Source organism: Psychromonas ingrahamii 37, assembly GCF_000015285.1.
GTDB classification, from domain to species: domain Bacteria; phylum Pseudomonadota; class Gammaproteobacteria; order Enterobacterales; family Psychromonadaceae; genus Psychromonas; species Psychromonas ingrahamii.
The window spans coordinates 3,593,652-3,608,540 of sequence record NC_008709.1; the positions used below are offsets into that span (position 1 = coordinate 3,593,652).

General features: G+C 39.9%; 16 protein-coding genes. 5 read left to right on the top strand and 11 right to left on the bottom strand.

The window, feature by feature from the left end:
• Positions 1-48: 48 nt before the first annotated feature.
• Genes PING_RS15010 through PING_RS15020 form a run of 3 tightly spaced genes read left to right on the top strand, consistent with a single transcriptional unit; the run spans position 49 to position 3,370 of the window.
• Positions 49-1,059, top strand: coding sequence for a carbohydrate ABC transporter permease (locus PING_RS15010; protein ID WP_011771169.1), 1,011 nt, complete (start codon positions 49-51; stop codon positions 1,057-1,059).
• A 2-nt stretch (positions 1,060-1,061) separates the two neighbouring features.
• Positions 1,062-2,249 carry a carbohydrate ABC transporter permease gene (locus PING_RS15015; RefSeq protein WP_198134707.1) on the top strand — a complete coding sequence of 396 codons (1,188 nt, stop codon included), beginning with the start codon at positions 1,062-1,064 and terminating at the stop codon, positions 2,247-2,249.
• Positions 2,250-2,269: 20 nt separating this feature from the next.
• The gene (locus tag PING_RS15020) at positions 2,270-3,370 is read left to right on the top strand and encodes an ABC transporter ATP-binding protein (protein WP_011771171.1); all 1,101 of its coding nucleotides are present in this window, start codon (positions 2,270-2,272) and stop codon (positions 3,368-3,370) included.
• Positions 3,371-3,668: 298 nt separating this feature from the next.
• Here the strand turns inward: PING_RS15020 and PING_RS15025 are convergent, their stop codons facing one another.
• Positions 3,669-4,244, bottom strand: a complete 576-nt coding sequence (locus PING_RS15025; RefSeq protein WP_011771172.1) for a cytochrome b/b6 domain-containing protein — start codon at positions 4,242-4,244, stop codon at positions 3,669-3,671.
• A 1,075-nt stretch (positions 4,245-5,319) separates the two neighbouring features.
• On the opposite strand from PING_RS15025, the gene PING_RS15030 reads away from it, so the two are divergent.
• The gene (locus PING_RS15030) at positions 5,320-6,120 is read left to right on the top strand and encodes a GGDEF domain-containing protein (RefSeq protein WP_011771173.1); all 801 of its coding nucleotides are present in this window, start codon (positions 5,320-5,322) and stop codon (positions 6,118-6,120) included.
• A gap of 156 nt (positions 6,121-6,276) precedes the next feature.
• Here the strand turns inward: PING_RS15030 and PING_RS15035 are convergent, their stop codons facing one another.
• From PING_RS15035 to PING_RS15045, 4 genes are all read right to left on the bottom strand, one after another.
• Positions 6,277-6,474, bottom strand: a complete 198-nt coding sequence (locus PING_RS15035; protein WP_041766555.1) for a YgaP family membrane protein — start codon at positions 6,472-6,474, stop codon at positions 6,277-6,279.
• Positions 6,475-6,608: 134 nt separating this feature from the next.
• Positions 6,609-7,244, bottom strand: coding sequence for a leucine efflux protein LeuE (leuE, locus tag PING_RS15040; protein WP_011771175.1), 636 nt, complete (start codon positions 7,242-7,244; stop codon positions 6,609-6,611).
• A 237-nt stretch (positions 7,245-7,481) separates the two neighbouring features.
• Positions 7,482-7,703 carry an HAD family hydrolase gene (locus PING_RS21910; RefSeq protein WP_198134817.1) on the bottom strand — a complete coding sequence of 74 codons (222 nt, stop codon included), beginning with the start codon at positions 7,701-7,703 and terminating at the stop codon, positions 7,482-7,484.
• Positions 7,661-8,137, bottom strand: coding sequence for an HAD family hydrolase (locus PING_RS15045; RefSeq protein ID WP_198134708.1), 477 nt, complete (start codon positions 8,135-8,137; stop codon positions 7,661-7,663). Before PING_RS15045 ends, PING_RS21910 begins: the two co-directional genes overlap by 43 nt.
• A 582-nt stretch (positions 8,138-8,719) precedes the next feature.
• Between PING_RS15045 and PING_RS15050 the strand changes: the two genes are divergently transcribed.
• Complete coding sequence (locus PING_RS15050; RefSeq protein ID WP_011771176.1) at positions 8,720-9,862, top strand: conjugal transfer protein TraF; 1,143 nt, start codon at positions 8,720-8,722, stop codon at positions 9,860-9,862.
• Between the two features lie 831 nt (positions 9,863-10,693).
• On the opposite strand, the gene PING_RS20710 is transcribed toward PING_RS15050, so the two are convergent.
• The 6 genes from PING_RS20710 to lpdA all read right to left on the bottom strand — a co-directional run bounded on the left by PING_RS20710 (position 10,694) and on the right by lpdA (position 14,834).
• Positions 10,694-10,870 (bottom strand): HAD family hydrolase, encoded by a 177-nt coding sequence (locus tag PING_RS20710; RefSeq protein WP_011771177.1) that lies wholly within the window; start codon positions 10,868-10,870, stop codon positions 10,694-10,696.
• 147 nt (positions 10,871-11,017) lie between these two features.
• On the bottom strand, positions 11,018-11,458 hold the full coding sequence (locus tag PING_RS15060) for a phosphate-starvation-inducible PsiE family protein (RefSeq protein ID WP_011771178.1): 441 nt from the start codon (positions 11,456-11,458) through the stop codon (positions 11,018-11,020).
• 207 nt (positions 11,459-11,665) lie between these two features.
• Positions 11,666-12,010 carry a DHCW motif cupin fold protein gene (locus tag PING_RS15065; RefSeq protein WP_011771179.1) on the bottom strand — a complete coding sequence of 115 codons (345 nt, stop codon included), beginning with the start codon at positions 12,008-12,010 and terminating at the stop codon, positions 11,666-11,668.
• A gap of 269 nt (positions 12,011-12,279) precedes the next feature.
• The gene (locus PING_RS21915) at positions 12,280-12,357 is read right to left on the bottom strand and encodes a hypothetical protein (RefSeq protein WP_157035466.1); all 78 of its coding nucleotides are present in this window, start codon (positions 12,355-12,357) and stop codon (positions 12,280-12,282) included.
• Positions 12,358-12,511: 154 nt separating this feature from the next.
• Complete coding sequence (locus PING_RS15070) at positions 12,512-12,748, bottom strand: hypothetical protein (RefSeq protein ID WP_041766557.1); 237 nt, start codon at positions 12,746-12,748, stop codon at positions 12,512-12,514.
• 661 nt (positions 12,749-13,409) lie between these two features.
• Positions 13,410-14,834 carry a dihydrolipoyl dehydrogenase gene (gene lpdA / locus PING_RS15075; RefSeq protein ID WP_011771181.1) on the bottom strand — a complete coding sequence of 475 codons (1,425 nt, stop codon included), beginning with the start codon at positions 14,832-14,834 and terminating at the stop codon, positions 13,410-13,412.
• Between the last annotated feature and the right edge of the window lie 55 nt (positions 14,835-14,889).

Sequence of the window (14,889 nt, forward strand, 5' to 3'; positions counted from 1 at the left end):
GTATCACCGGCTTATTTTTTTATTATGATCCCTGTGTGAGGTTTTACAATGGAACAATTATATTACTCCTTACTGGTTATGCTACTGGGTGTTTTAGGTTGTGTTTTTTATTTTTTTGGTAGTAACTGGTTGTTGATCATAATGTTCCCAATCAACCATGTTTCCAACGAAAAGATGGCAAAAAACATTCGCCGGGCAGCAGCCATCCGGCCTTGGTTATTTTTAGGTCCCGCCTTGTTTTTTCTTGGTTTATATCTTGTTTATCCGGTCTTTGATTCAGTGTATTTGTCATTACACGGACGCAATGGCGAAGATTTTGTTGGATTAGCTAATTATCAATGGCTATTTAACGACAATGAATTTATTGAGAGTTTAATCAATAACGTAATGTGGTTATTGATTGTACCCGCATTATCCACATTTTTTGGTTTGATTATTGCCGCGCTCACGGATCGTATTCGTTGGGGAAATATTGCCAAAAGTCTTATTTTCATGCCCATGGCAATCTCTTTTATCGGTGCTTCTATTATCTGGAAATTTGTTTATGATTACCGCGCCGAAGGCTCTGATCAAATTGGTCTGCTTAATGCGCTAGTGGTCTATTTTGGTGGCACACCACAAGCCTGGATAACTATCCCATTTTGGAATGATATTTTATTAATGGTGATTTTGATTTGGATCCAAACGGGTTTTGCCATGGTGATTTTATCAGCTGCACTGCGTGGTATTCCGGAGGAAACCGTAGAAGCTGCCGTATTAGACGGGGCCAATGGCATACAGATTTTCTTCAAAATTCTTATCCCGCAAATTTGGGGATCGATTGCCGTGGTATGGACCACTATCACTATTTTAGTGCTTAAAGTCTTTGATATCGTTTTAGCCATGACCAACGGTCAATGGGACACCCAAGTATTGGCCAACATGATGTTTGACTGGATGTTTAGAGGCGGCGGTGATTTTGGCCGTGGCGCGGCGATAGCGGTGATTATCATGATTGCGGTTATTCCGGTGATGGTTTGGAATGTTAGACAGGCAAATGCACAAATGGAAGGACGTTAATCATGCAATCAATACCAAGTAACAAGTCTAATCGGGTCATGATGAGTCTGAAACAAATGAGGCGTTCCCCTTTAATGCTGGTGGTACACCTGAGTGTGTTATTTCTGGTGCTGTTATGGACATTTCCCACTGCGGGATTATTGATTTCCTCTTTCCGCGATAAAGACCAACTGGCAGTGAGTGGTTGGTGGGAGGCACTGTCCTCCTCGGAGCAAAATTTAATTGGCAGAACAGATGCACCAGATCAACAAGTTTTAGTTGACGGTCAGTATATTTTAGCGGGAGAAATTGAGGATTTTAATCCTAAGGATGAAATTTTACGCTTTGGTTGGACATCTCAGGAGCCGGAAGCCTATTTGGCAGGAAGTATTGCTAAAATGCGCAATGGTAGTACCTTAACCGTTGCAGGTGATGGTCACTATAGCATGGTATCACCGATGCCTTTTACCGGCAGTCGTGGCAACCGAATATTTTACACCGCATTAGCTTCGCCTAAGTTTACCCTCGACAATTATGATGAAGTATTACACTCAGAGGGCATTGGTCAGTCATTTATTAACTCACTAACAGTCACCATACCGGCCACTATTATTCCGATTTTGATCGCAGCCTTTGCCGCCTATGCACTATCTTGGATGCGTTTACCCGGGCGGGGAATATTAATTGCTCTGGTGGTTGGTTTACTGGTTGTGCCCCTGCAGATGTCTTTGATTCCACTGTTACAACTCTACAATACAATAGGAGGATACTTCGGCGTTAGCGCAAAAAGCTATCTCGGCATTTGGCTTGCCCATACTGGATTCGGCTTACCCTTGGCTATTTATTTATTAAGAAATTACATTTCAGGTCTCCCTAAAGAAATCATTGAATCAGCGCGTGTTGATGGTGCTAATGACTTTGATATTTTTGTTAAAATTATACTGCCCCTGTCATTTCCGGCGCTTGCTTCCTTTGCCATTTTCCAATTTCTTTGGGTCTGGAATGATCTCTTGGTTGCGACGGTATTCCTTGGTAATGGCGAACATGAATTGGTATTAACCGGACGCTTGAGGGAGTTATTGGGATCAAGAGGAGGAAATTGGGAAATCTTAACAGCATCCGCTTTTGTCTCCATTGCGGTGCCGCTCACCGTATTTTTCACGCTGCAACGCTACCTAGTGCGCGGATTGCTGACAGGCTCAGTCAAATAATAAGAATTTAAGGACACACTATGACTAGTTCGACTGGTTTAACATTAAAAAACATTAAAAAATCCTACGGCAAAACCGAGGTATTACATGGTATTGACTTGGATATCAAACTGGGTGAGTTTGTCGTCTTTGTTGGCCCCTCCGGCTGTGGTAAATCAACGCTGCTGCGCATGATTGCAGGTCTTGAAGATATTACCAGTGGCGATTTGTTTATCGAGGGTCATAACGTCAATGATATCCCCTCGGCCATGCGCGGTATTGCCATGGTATTTCAATCCTATGCGTTATACCCGCATATGACCGTTTATGACAACATGGCCTTTTCCATGCGCATTGCTAAAGAGGACAAAGCCACGATCGACGAGCGCGTAACGAGTACGGCAGCGATGTTGCAATTAACCGATTATTTATATCGTTTACCCAAAGCACTCTCAGGCGGACAACGACAACGGGTCGCGATTGGACGTGCTATTGTACGAAATCCCAAAGTATTTCTCTTTGATGAGCCTCTCTCCAATCTTGATGCTTCACTGCGGGTACAAACACGCATTGAAATTGCCAATTTAAATGAGAGCCTGAAAGAAACCACCATGATCTATGTCACCCATGATCAGATTGAAGCGATGACCCTGGCGGATCGTATTGTCGTGCTGTCGGCGGGAAAAATTGAGCAAGTGGGTACACCGCTTGAGTTATATGGCCAACCGGCTAATCTGTTTGTCGCACAGTTTATTGGCTCCCCTGCCATGAATATTTTTACTGTTACCCTGATTAAATCGGGAGAAATCACCAGCATTCAAAGTCAAAACGGTCACCAGGTGGATATCCCTATAAAGAGTCACCCTGATATTGAAAATCAAGTACTTACCGTTGGCGTGCGTCCGGAGGATTTCCGTTTGGCAGATGAGACGAGTTGCATGTTGTCGGGCACTATCTCCTTTGTAGAATCATTAGGCGAAGTGACCCTATTACACCTTGATAGCGCTGAATCGACAACGCCTGTCATAGTAAAAATTCCGGGTATTATTAATAAACACAAAGGAGAAACCATCTACCTGACAGTGGATGCCGATAAAACACATCTTTTTGATGCCAACGGAATCTCGTTACGTTACCTCTAATTATTTTTTAATCGACATAAAACCTCAGTGAACTGCCTGAGGTTTTATCTTCATCGTTTCTACTCTAGGTAAAAAAGCAGGCTAAAAGGCTGGATTACCAGATATTATCGCTTTTTTCTAACACTCACCGACCTCTAAGAATCAAATTCTTCACTCATAATTTGATTCTCATCAACGACCGCAATATAAATGAGACGGTAATAAAAACGATGTATAGCAGCTATTCCAGATAATTAAGAAGAATAAAGGTCATGTCTGAATGGCACTGGCTGCTTTTTCTCCACTTAAAAATATTTGCTTAACTGCGTCCGTGATTCCATCTGCCCATAAAAATATGTATAAGCCCCATGCAGCCGTGTCCGATAACATAGGCTTGAACTAATCCGGTGAAAAGTTCGTGGATATCTTTTATATTATGAGTCCAAGCTCCGTTTAAATTCCATGACAGATACCAAGCCGAGCCTGACAAAAGAACCAAAGACAAAGCGCCCAAACCAAGCCCTTCTATGATAGCGCCTAAACCACCCGTTTTCACTTCTGGAATTTTAAATTTCCGCAGTTCGAATAGATCACTTTTTAATTGTGAAAAATCACTAAATAGATAAGGAAAGAAGTGTTTAACACCCTGTTTTTTTATTTCCACAGCAATAAAAATCAGGGTAATTGGAATAAGAGATAACCCAGTAATGATATGTATCCATGTCCCGTAAAAATCGAGGGTATTTTGACTAATTTCCCCCGCCTCATTAAAGCCCATAAAATCACTAACCAGTATCTGGCTTAACACTAAGATTAATATTGTGATATGGAGAACTAAAACGGTAAAAGACTGCCTTTCGCGCAGATAATCTATTGTGATTTTTATTGGATTCATATACTTCACTTGCCTTGATTAAGAATTATTGATGCACTATATGATTCGATCCCGCTAATGCTACAAACATCTGAGCATGGTTGGCGCTTTTTTTAGCACAGCGTAATGTATCCTTGAGTACGTCCAGCATGGATATGAACTAATAAGCTATGCTGGAACATAACACTCTGTTATTAAACGCCAACTACCAGCGAATGGCAAGGACTTGTCTGCGAATAAGAATTATAAGAGGGCTAGAGGGCTGCCCGAATCAGCGCACCATTTTCAACAACTCTCTCTGTTTGAAATAATCAAGGTTGTAAAAAATGGTCGAAGCTATTCAGTATAGACCTGTGGTTATTTTTTGTCGTATAACAAACAGCCTCGTGGGTCATGAAATTTCGCATCATTCCTCTTTTTGAAGACTTCTGCTTTGTCATAAACAGCACTTAAATGTTGATCGCAGGCCTTAACAGCATCGCCTGCAGCTTCAAATTTTCAAATTGTCGAATTTTCGAATTTCATAAAAGGGCTCTACAGCGACTCCTGCTACTGAATCTGTTCTTGCGACGTAATATCAATTGCGTTTTCTCTCTTCCTATCGGTGGCGCAAGCGGATCTAAGCCTAAGTTCTGGGCCAGAGCATTTGCGGCAAAGCCAAAGCAAGTGATAATGTAGTTAACAGCGTCATCATAATGTCATTTAGTATTTCCATCTATTTTTCCCATTTGCGGTGTTAAAACACAGGAGTGCTGAGAGGTAATGACAAATAGCTTGGCGATAAGGTTACAAAGTCTTTATTTTGACTTCATTATTATGTGAAAAATAATAGTGACCGGATATAATCGAATAAAAACAAAAATTAATAGTAAAAACATCAAACAGAGGCACAAAACTCAGCATAATCTATGCTAGTCTAGATTCTAAATTAGCGGCTTAAGCCAACTTAAATCTGGCCATAAGATACAGTGATTCAATTAGCGCTAGTTAACTTTTCAGCATCTCGATGCTCTACCGCCTTCATACATTTTATTCTAATATTCATCACTAAATATCGTCAATAAAGTGCCAATATCCTATTCGTAAATGAGATAAAATGAATAAAAAATATTCACAAAATTTTCCCAGTCTTTCGCTCACCCGATCACAAGTCGTCTTTAGGATTGCTGGTATTGTTTTGGTTATTGAATTTATGGTGATGTTAATCATTGGACATTATCATAACAACTTAAATATCTATGCTGAAGCTATATTGGATGTGGCTCTGTTAACATTATTCAGTACGCCATTTATTTTCTACTGGGTTATAAAACCTTTTGTTGATGAAAGAGATGTGACTCTCGCGGAGCTTAGCGATATGGCACATTCGGATCCTTTAACTAAGTTACCCAATCGCCGTCACCTAGAATTGCATTTTGACCAATTCATTGCAGGTTCCCTTAAGAAGAGTATTCGTGGCGCACTGATGTTGGTAGACTTAGATGGTTTTAAATTAATAAATGATATCTATGGACACGATGCCGGTGATGCGGTTCTTATTGAGGTTGCATTACGCCTAAACGCGACCGTTCGTGAAGAAGATATTGTGAGTAGATTGGGCGGCGATGAATTTGTGATTCTGATACACCATATTAACAGTGTTGAATCTTCCGCAACCGACACTATTTCAGGTATTGCAGAAAAGTTGGTTAAGATAATTATGGAACCAATTGATTATAAAGGTAACAAATTGCAAGTTGGAGCAAGCATTGGGGTACGGATGCTCGAATTTGAAGAAATCGATACGGAAACACTTATTCAAGATGCTGATAAAGCAATGTATCATGCCAAGCAGGCAGGTAAAGGACGAGCAGTCTTTTTTGAAGAAATAGATCAGGCAACTCCAATACACAATTAAATTATTTTTTTTAACTTATTATTTTAAAATTATGGTTTTTAGATGATGGTTTTCAAATTATGATTCCATATTATGGGTAATAAATGACTGACTGACTAGACCTAAACTACCTGAGAATGCTGATTTGGCATCCCCAAGTAATTTGACTAACAATATTCACTTCTCGCTTTTGCCACTAGCACAGCTCGATATGCCAAAAGGTAAATAAGCCGGGCACCAGCGCATGCTGCCGGTAAACAGTGGAATTAACCCCACCGCGCCCCACCAGTTTTGAAAATAAACCCCCGCAGCAATAACAACAAGTCCAACAATAATACGCAGGGCACGATCAATACCACCAACATTATTTTTCATAATCAAACTCCTCTGATTTGCTTAAAATAAAACCATACACCTAAATTCTGTTTTAATGCAGGCCACTGCGATCTTGTTTTTAGCTGAGTTATCAATACTGAACTTGCCAGCCCCTGCTCATAAAAATGGCAATACTAATTTAGGATAGACAATCTTGCCGCAAAGCCCATAAAAAACACTCCTAATAGGCTGTTTCCCAGTTTAGCTAAGGACTTATTTCGATGAAAATACTGGGTCATCGCACTGCCCAACACAATTAACACACTAAGATAGATTAAACTAAAAACCTCTAAGATTGTTGCCAAAATTGAATATGAAATCCAAGTGCTGTGATAACTGTAATCAACGAATTGAATGAAAAATGACACATAAAAAAGCAAGGCTTTAGGATTGGTTAAGCTCAAGCTAAGCGATTTACGGAAAACTTTTTCTGTCTTTATTTTTGGGGAAGATGTTTTAACTTTTGGGGCTACCCAGTTACTGTAGATTAAACTAACACCAAGATACAAAAGGTAAGCCGCACCTAAATAACGCATTGCAGTAAACAAAATAGGAGACGCTTGAACCAACGAGGCGACACCAAGATAAGACAATAAAATCAGAATTGCATCCCCTAACAACACCCCTGCCACAGCGCGATAGCCAGTCGCTATGCCGTAACTTGCTCCGGTTTTCAACACATAAAGTGAATTAGGTCCGGGAGCAAGAATAATAAAAATAAGACCGGCAATATAAGTCCAGATATTAATGACACCAAAACTTTCAAACATATCAATCCCTCAGAATAAGCAGAATAGCTTAATAATACAAAATAGCGTCCGCTATCAATAATGTTAAAATAACAAGTAATACTTTACCCTAAAAGCCCCAATAATCGGAGTCTAGGCGGTGAGCTAACCTTACGGAACTAAGGCATATTATCTTTAATCATCGCTCTATTTATCGCGGTCTACTCGCTCTTTTAATGGCTCTATCAATATTAGTATACCCTCTCAGAGTCAGCTATTTTAACAAGTCAAATTTAATATAAATTCGCCCTTATCTTCCATAATCCGCAGATCCTCTAAGGAATTAATATAGTGCTGTGCGCCAGGTAATTGCTCAGGCTTAAAATGCATCAGCAAAGCAATCACGGTACAGTTTGCCGAATATCCCGCTTTTACGCCTGCGGGGGCATCTTCAAAGACTAGACAGTCCCGGGCAGCGAGACCGATTTTTTCCGCTCCCAGTAAAAACGGTTCGGGATCCGGTTTACCTTTTTTACCTGTTCAGGCGTTATTAATACTTTAGGTGCTGGTAACCCGGTCGCTTTGATACGGGCACTTGCCACGGGCAGGGTGCCAGAGGTTACAATTGCCCAGGGTATCTGCAATGTATTGAGTTGATTTAACAGCGCAATGGCGCCAGGTAATGCATGCACGCCTTTGATGTCCTCAGCTTCATAACGCTCCAGCCAGGAAAATTCCTGCTCTATTTTAAGCGCATCCGCACCGTTAAGCAGTTCCATTACCGATTCGCGAGCGGGACGCCCGTGGATCACCTGCATCACATGTTCAGCATCTAAGGCATTACGTTTAGCCCAGCTCCGCCATGCACGCTCCACGACAGCCAAAGAGTCAATAAGCGTACCGTCTAAATCAAATAAAACCCCTTTAAATTTCATCTTATTTATCCTAATAATAGTGGTTGATATGCGCTCCGAGGCTGCGAGCAAAGAGCTACGGGCTGTAAGCTCAAAGATCAATTAATAGACATTAAAATATGATCCTACATTATGCTGAAAAAATAAATACTTATTTTCAAAAGGGTACAGCAAATGACGCTAAGTAATGCCTTCTTTTTCCTCTTGTTAAGGCAGTCGTTCATTTCCATAAAAATGGACGGGAAACACCTAGCCACAGAGGTTTGCTTTAAAAAGCAGAAGATGACTCTTAAATTCCTGATTCAAATAACAAACACCAACCCCAAACCAGCTCAAAGTCATTAACAGTCAAAATTGAAGACCTGACTCGAATGCCATTCACATTAAGTTATTTTGATATTTTATTTTGACTCCAATCTGTTCTATTTAGTACATAAATCTGGCATCGTTGTTTATAGGTCAGTTATTTATATATTTTCATTGTTGCATCTCTTACCGGAGAAAAAAGCGATTAGCATATATCCAGCTGACCATTTTTTCTACCGATTAAAGTTATGCACTTGTTATTTGCATCTCAACAAAACTAAAAAGGAATTTTTCAATATGAATAAAGTATCAATACTAGCATTAAGCATTAGCAGTATCTTGTTGGCATCAAATGTCAGTGCAGCCAACCAAGTTGCTGATGCAACAGGCAATGCGATGGGCAATACAGGTGTTGCATCTGCTGGTTATTTGACGGCACCATTTTATAATCCAGCACTTGGGGCTGATTTCAAAGCTAACGACGACTTTGCTATTCTGATTCCCGCAATTAGCGTTTCTGCCCGTGATACAAGTGATAGTTTAACGACTATTGATGATTTACAAACGTCTATTGAAAAATATGAAAATTCAGGTTCGACTTCAACAGCAGAGCTTAATAAGATAGATGGATACCTCAATCAACTGGACGGTAATCAACCTTTTGCGGTTACGGCAGGTATTGGGCTTGCCATCGCATTACCAGCGAAAGCCGTTTCCTCTAACTTATTTGCTCGCGGTTATGCTGAAATCATTGCGACTACCGATATAGCAACAGATCTCGATATTGTAGATCGTTATACAAACTCGACTGTCTATATGCTAGCGTTTGATTATGTTGAAGTAGGTTTATCTTTAGCTAAAGAATTTATCATTTCAGAAGAACAATTTTCTTTCGGTATAACCCCTAAATACCAAAAAATGGCCACCTATGCACAACGGGTCACTGTCTCTGATTTTGATATATCTAATTACAATGAAAGTGAAATCACAAAAAATGCATTCAATCTTGATTTAGGTGCGATGTGGTATAAAGATAATTTTCGTGCAGGTTTAGCTGTTAAAGATCTGCTATCCCAAAGTATTGAAGCAAGAGGAAACGGGTTAAAGGATACTTATAAGTTAGACACACAAGTCACTCTTGGTCTTGCCTATGCTTCTGAGTATTTTACAGCCGCCATTGATGGGGATCTCACTAAACAGACTCGCTTCCAAAATCAAAATGATAATACCCAATTTGTACGCTTTGGGATAGAAGGCAATGCATGGGACTGGGCTCAGTTACGTGCAGGATATGAGATAGATTTGCAAGATACGCTTGATAACTCAATCACAGCAGGTATTGGCATCAGTCCATTCGACGTTGTGAGTTTAGATATAGCGGGATCTTATGCAGGAAATAATCAGTTTGGTGCTTCAGCTAATTTGGCATTTACCCTTTAATTAAACGGCCAGTCTCGTCCTAAAATAAGCTTACACATTCAGGACGAGACATGCATCTACAAAAGAACTGTCTTTGCATCAATTTTTTTGCAGAATATTCAGCAAACAATATTGGTTTACCGCCCTTTCTAATATTCGATGGTAAGTCTAAATAATGTTACACAGTCCCTACGGATTGTTTGTAAGCCTTCGCTTCTGAGCTTTTGGTGTCACTTTCATTGTTGGTATTCCGCCCTTGACGGCGTGTTACTTTTTTCCACGCTTTGCGTGTTAATCCCAACGACGCATCGGTTATTTGTAAGCCTTCGCTATGAGCTTTTGGTGTAACTTTTATTGTTGGTATTCCGCCCTGACAGCGTGTTACTCCCAACGACGCATCAGTTATTTGTAAGCCTTCGCTTGTGAGCGCTTGGTGTCACTTTCATTGTTGGTATTCCGCGCTAACGGCGTGTAGACGATGAGAAACCGAAACGCAGTTTCGCAGTTCGAGGGAGTCATGATCTTTCAACAGCAAAATAAAAGTAACCAAAAGAATGCCGTATACAGGGACGGCAGAGCCTGTCCCGCTCATAAGCCTGAGCTGCCGCTCAATTCACCTAGACGTTTTTTATCTTGGTAAATAAATTCCTTTTTAACGCACCGGCTTGGACAGCACATCCATGTGCAGAGCCAAGCCTAGTGGAAACAACAAGGGCACGCAGAGCTTAGCCCGCTCATAATCCTGAACTGACGCTCAAATCGCTCCATGTTTCCACTTGCTAAAGGAATTGATTTTTCAAGAAAAACGGTCGGAAATTTTCGTAACCGCATTGGTTTGGAATTCTAATGTATTTAAGTGGATGTCCAACCTTTTTCCGATTCGCGAGCCGGACGCCCGTGGATCACCTGCATCACATGTTCCGCATCTAAGGCATTACGCTTAGCACAGCTCCGCCATGCACGCTCCACGACAGCCAGAGAGTCAATAAGCGTGCCGTCTAAATCAAACAAAATCCCTTTAAATTTCATCTTATTTATCCTAATAATAGTGGTTGATATGCGCTGCGAGACTATGAGCAAAGAGCTGCGAGCAAAGAGTTGCGGGCCACGGGCTGGAAGCTCAAAACTAGAAGCTCAATAAAAAAGGTATAGCTGTTCTCCATTACTCAGGTATTGTTATTTATCTTTACCTCTATAACTCAACTTGATAAACCAATAACAAGCTCCTAAAGCGATAATAATAATGCCTAAGCCTACTATTGCTAAGGGATCATATTTTTCTAGATCTAATAAAATCACCTTCCGAGAAACAGCTATAACTGCTACTAATAAAACAACCTCAGCATGTATGACATTATCTTTGAAATACATCTCTACTGTCTCTACAAGCTCGAATCCAATAAGAATAATAAAAAAGAAGCCAAATATTCTAAACAATTCATCTATTTCAAGAAAAAGCACACCATCTGTCGGATCAAATAAATCTACATAAAGCACTATACCAAGCTCTACTATCGAGATAGCGACAATTATTGTCATCAAAATAAGAACAATAAACGACATCCATTTTTTTACTGTGTGAATCAAAGAAACAGCTTTATCTATATTTTTATCCACTAATTACATACTCCAATATTTGTATAACGAGGCTGTAGAATTACTCTCTCAGCCAAATTCTAACCTCACTCGCCTTTAAAAAAGCAACAAGGCGAAACACCGCCCAATACAGATCCCACAATTAACTATAAATAAGTAGTCACGGGCTTGTTCAACAACCAGATAAGATATCGACTGCGCGACACCTATCCTTATTTTTCAGGTATGTTACTTTAAAAAATCGCCATCAATTATTAACAAGTGGACACCATTTTCAGTTACCGAACGATGAGAACTTAAATCGTCAGAAACAATATACGACATGCCTTTACGTAAAATTGATTTAGTTCCATTTTGAAGTTCATTTATCACTTCACCTTCAAGGCAATATACTATGTGCCCTTTTTTACACCAATGATCAGCTTTGTAATTTTTTGAATATTCTACATATCTGACTCGCAAACCATTGAATTGCATAGTTTGCCAATATGCAATACCCGTTTCTCCCTTATGCTCAGTTCTAGGAATATTTTTCCAGTCTACTGTTTGAAAAGGAATGCCTGAATTTTCCATTATTACTCCAGTATAAATAATGCCTAACGAGGCTGTAGAATCACTCTTTCAGCTAAATCCCATTAAAAAACGAGCTCCTATAACACGGCCTAAACTATTTAAAGTGCTTAGGTAATGTATTTGCAACTCCCAAATACGCCTTAAATTTCAAAAAATAATTATTCTACAACCTCAACGCCGCACTAAGCGGACGAAAATAGTTGGTTGCAATGTTGAGGAAGAAACATAACCAACTGTTTTTGTTGCATTTAAGTGCCTACCTGGGTATTTTATAGACTAAATAGTTTGGATTTGGCATGACTAAATTCAGATTCAGTAAGTAGACCTTGCTTATAAAGTTCAGACAATTGATTTAGTTTTTTATATTCGAGGCAACACTTTCAACTTCAAAATGATATTCATATTGGCAGTTTACATTCATTGTTGCCGAGATGATGTCACGGCCATGATCCACTATTGTCACTTCTTCTGATTTAGGTAAATAAACACCCTTCCCCTATTTTAGTGAGTATTTTTTGCCGCTGTATTAATTAAATTAGTACAACCAACAAAGCCATCACTACTGCTTCGAACGAATTGGTATTCACTGTAATGGCCAACTATTACAAAACCTTTTGGAACTTCTTGAATACTAAACCCATCACCATTTTTATTCTCCTGAGGAGTACCAACATGACTAGGTTTAGTTGAACAAGCAGATAGTGAAATAACAAAAACAAGACTAAGAACTGATCGCATTGAGGGAAAAATCCAAAGTATAAATTTATGGAACACTATACTACAGCATGGAAAATTATGGATACCTAACAGCTTTATAAGCATCACTATGCACGAAAAGCCGTGATACCTATCTCACATTAAATACATCATAACAATATCCATTTAACCTCAATAAATCAATGTTTTAAGTAGTTTTTTAGTGGGTTTTTAACTTGAAATAGGTGTTAACATGGCACCGATTCCACTTCCAAAATAGATCCTAACCTATTGACTTACAAGTAAAATTTATCTAAATATAAATATAACCTGCAGGGTAATACCTATAAAAATTTAAGAAAAAATGGGATACCCCAACCTTTGATAAAGAAACAAAACTAATGCGAGTAGGCAATTTTCGTTACGTTTTTCTAATTCGAACGATAATTTTAGCAAATGAAAACATGGAGTAAATTAAACAACAGTCTAGGTTCATGAGCGGGGGAAAGATTTGCAAGGCTGAAAGCTGGAAGGCTAGAGGGAAAAGTAGAAAGGCTAGAAGTTCGAAAACTCGAAGCTCGAAGCTCGAAGCTAGATGCAGAAAGCTGATAGCTGATATCCAACAGCCGACAGCCGAATTATAGCCATAAAAAAAGGCGCTTAAAAAAGCGCCTTTCTGATATCAATTCAAACAATCAATTATTTATTTTTTTACCGCTTTTGCATTTGGTAAATCTGTAATTGAACCTTCATAAATTTCAGCAGCAAGGCCAACTGACTCATTAAGTGTAGGATGTGCATGGATAGTTAAAGCCATATCTTCAGCATCACAACCCATCTCAATCGCCAGACCAATTTCGCCTAACAGTTCGCCGCCATTAGTGCCCACAACTGCACCACCGATAACACGATGCGTATCTTTATCAAAGATAAGCTTAGTCATACCCGCAGTACAATCAGATGCTATTGCACGACCGGAAGCCGCCCATGGGAAAACAGATTTCTCATAGTTAATGCCCTGCTCTTTGGCTTCTTTTTCAGTCAGACCAACCCAACCCATTTCTGGTTCAGTGTAAGCAACTGAAGGGATTGTTTTAGGATCAAAGTAATGTTTTTTACCGGCAATCACTTCTGCTGCAACATGTCCTTCATGCGTCCCTTTATGGGCAAGCATTGGCTGACCAACGACATCACCAATCGCATGGATGTGCGGCACGTTAGTGCGCAGCTGCTTATCAACTTCAATAAAGCCGCGTTCGGTAACAGTAATACCGGCTTTTTCAGCATCCAAAGAAAGACCGTTTGGTACACGACCAACAGCAACCAGTACAGCATCATAAGGTTTTGCTTCGCTAGGTGCATTCTTGCCTTCAAAAGAGACATAAAGCGCATCTTCTTTGGCTTCAACGCCAGTCACTTTAGTGGACAGCATAATATTGAATTTGCTCTTCACTTTTTTAGTGTAAACCTGAACGATATCAATATCGGCAGCGGGTACTAACTGATCTGCAAACTCAACCACATCAACCTCAGAGCCTAGTGATTTATACACAGTTCCCATTTCCAGACCGATGATACCACCGCCTAACACAAGCAGGCGTTTTGGCACTGAGCGCAGCTCTAGTGCATCGGTTGAATCCCATACACGCGGATCATCATGCGGTACGAAAGGTAATTTAATCGGACGAGACCCCGCTGCAATAATGGCATTATCAAAAGTAATAGTGGTGTTTTCATCGTCACCCTGGACCTCAATGGTATTGGCGCCAGTGAATTTACCAAAGCCATTCACTACTGTCACTTTACGCATTTTAGCCATGCCTTGCAGGCCACCGGTAAGTTGCGTAACCACTTTATCTTTCCAGATTCGGATTTTATCGATATCCGTTGACGGCTCACCAAATAAAACACCATGTTCAGAAAGTGCTTTGGCTTCTTCTATCACTTTTGATACATGCAACAGTGCTTTAGATGGGATACAACCAACATTCAAACAAACGCCACCCAATGTGCTGTATTTTTCTATTATAACTGTTTCTAATCCCAAATCAGCGGCGCGAAAGGCGGCTGAATATCCTGCAGGACCTGAACCTAATATTACAACTTGTGCTTTAATTTCTTTACTCATTTTGACCTCTATATTTTAGCCGTTACGCCAGAAAAACGATTGAAGTTTTGCGAGT

Excerpts from the sequence above, each read along its gene's own strand:
- PING_RS15010 (WP_011771169.1), top strand. The coding sequence starts at position 49 with ATGGAACAATTATATTACTCCTTACTGGTTATGCTACTGGGTGTTTTA.
- PING_RS15065 (WP_011771179.1), bottom strand. The coding sequence starts at position 12,010 with ATGGAAAATTCAGGCATTCCTTTTCAAACAGTAGACTGGAAAAATATT.
- PING_RS15035 (WP_041766555.1), bottom strand. The coding sequence starts at position 6,474 with ATGAAAAATAATGTTGGTGGTATTGATCGTGCCCTGCGTATTATTGTT.
- PING_RS20710 (WP_011771177.1), bottom strand. The coding sequence starts at position 10,870 with ATGAAATTTAAAGGGATTTTGTTTGATTTAGACGGCACGCTTATTGAC.
- PING_RS15015 (WP_198134707.1), top strand. The coding sequence starts at position 1,062 with ATGCAATCAATACCAAGTAACAAGTCTAATCGGGTCATGATGAGTCTG.
- PING_RS15050 (WP_011771176.1), top strand. The coding sequence starts at position 8,720 with ATGAATAAAGTATCAATACTAGCATTAAGCATTAGCAGTATCTTGTTG.
- PING_RS15070 (WP_041766557.1), bottom strand. The coding sequence starts at position 12,748 with ATGCGATCAGTTCTTAGTCTTGTTTTTGTTATTTCACTATCTGCTTGT.
- PING_RS15020 (WP_011771171.1), top strand. The coding sequence starts at position 2,270 with ATGACTAGTTCGACTGGTTTAACATTAAAAAACATTAAAAAATCCTAC.
- PING_RS15025 (WP_011771172.1), bottom strand. The coding sequence starts at position 4,244 with ATGAATCCAATAAAAATCACAATAGATTATCTGCGCGAAAGGCAGTCT.
- PING_RS15030 (WP_011771173.1), top strand. The coding sequence starts at position 5,320 with ATGAATAAAAAATATTCACAAAATTTTCCCAGTCTTTCGCTCACCCGA.
- leuE (WP_011771175.1), bottom strand. The coding sequence starts at position 7,244 with ATGTTTGAAAGTTTTGGTGTCATTAATATCTGGACTTATATTGCCGGT.
- lpdA (WP_011771181.1), bottom strand. The coding sequence starts at position 14,834 with ATGAGTAAAGAAATTAAAGCACAAGTTGTAATATTAGGTTCAGGTCCT.
- PING_RS15045 (WP_198134708.1), bottom strand. The coding sequence starts at position 8,137 with ATGAAATTTAAAGGGGTTTTATTTGATTTAGACGGTACGCTTATTGAC.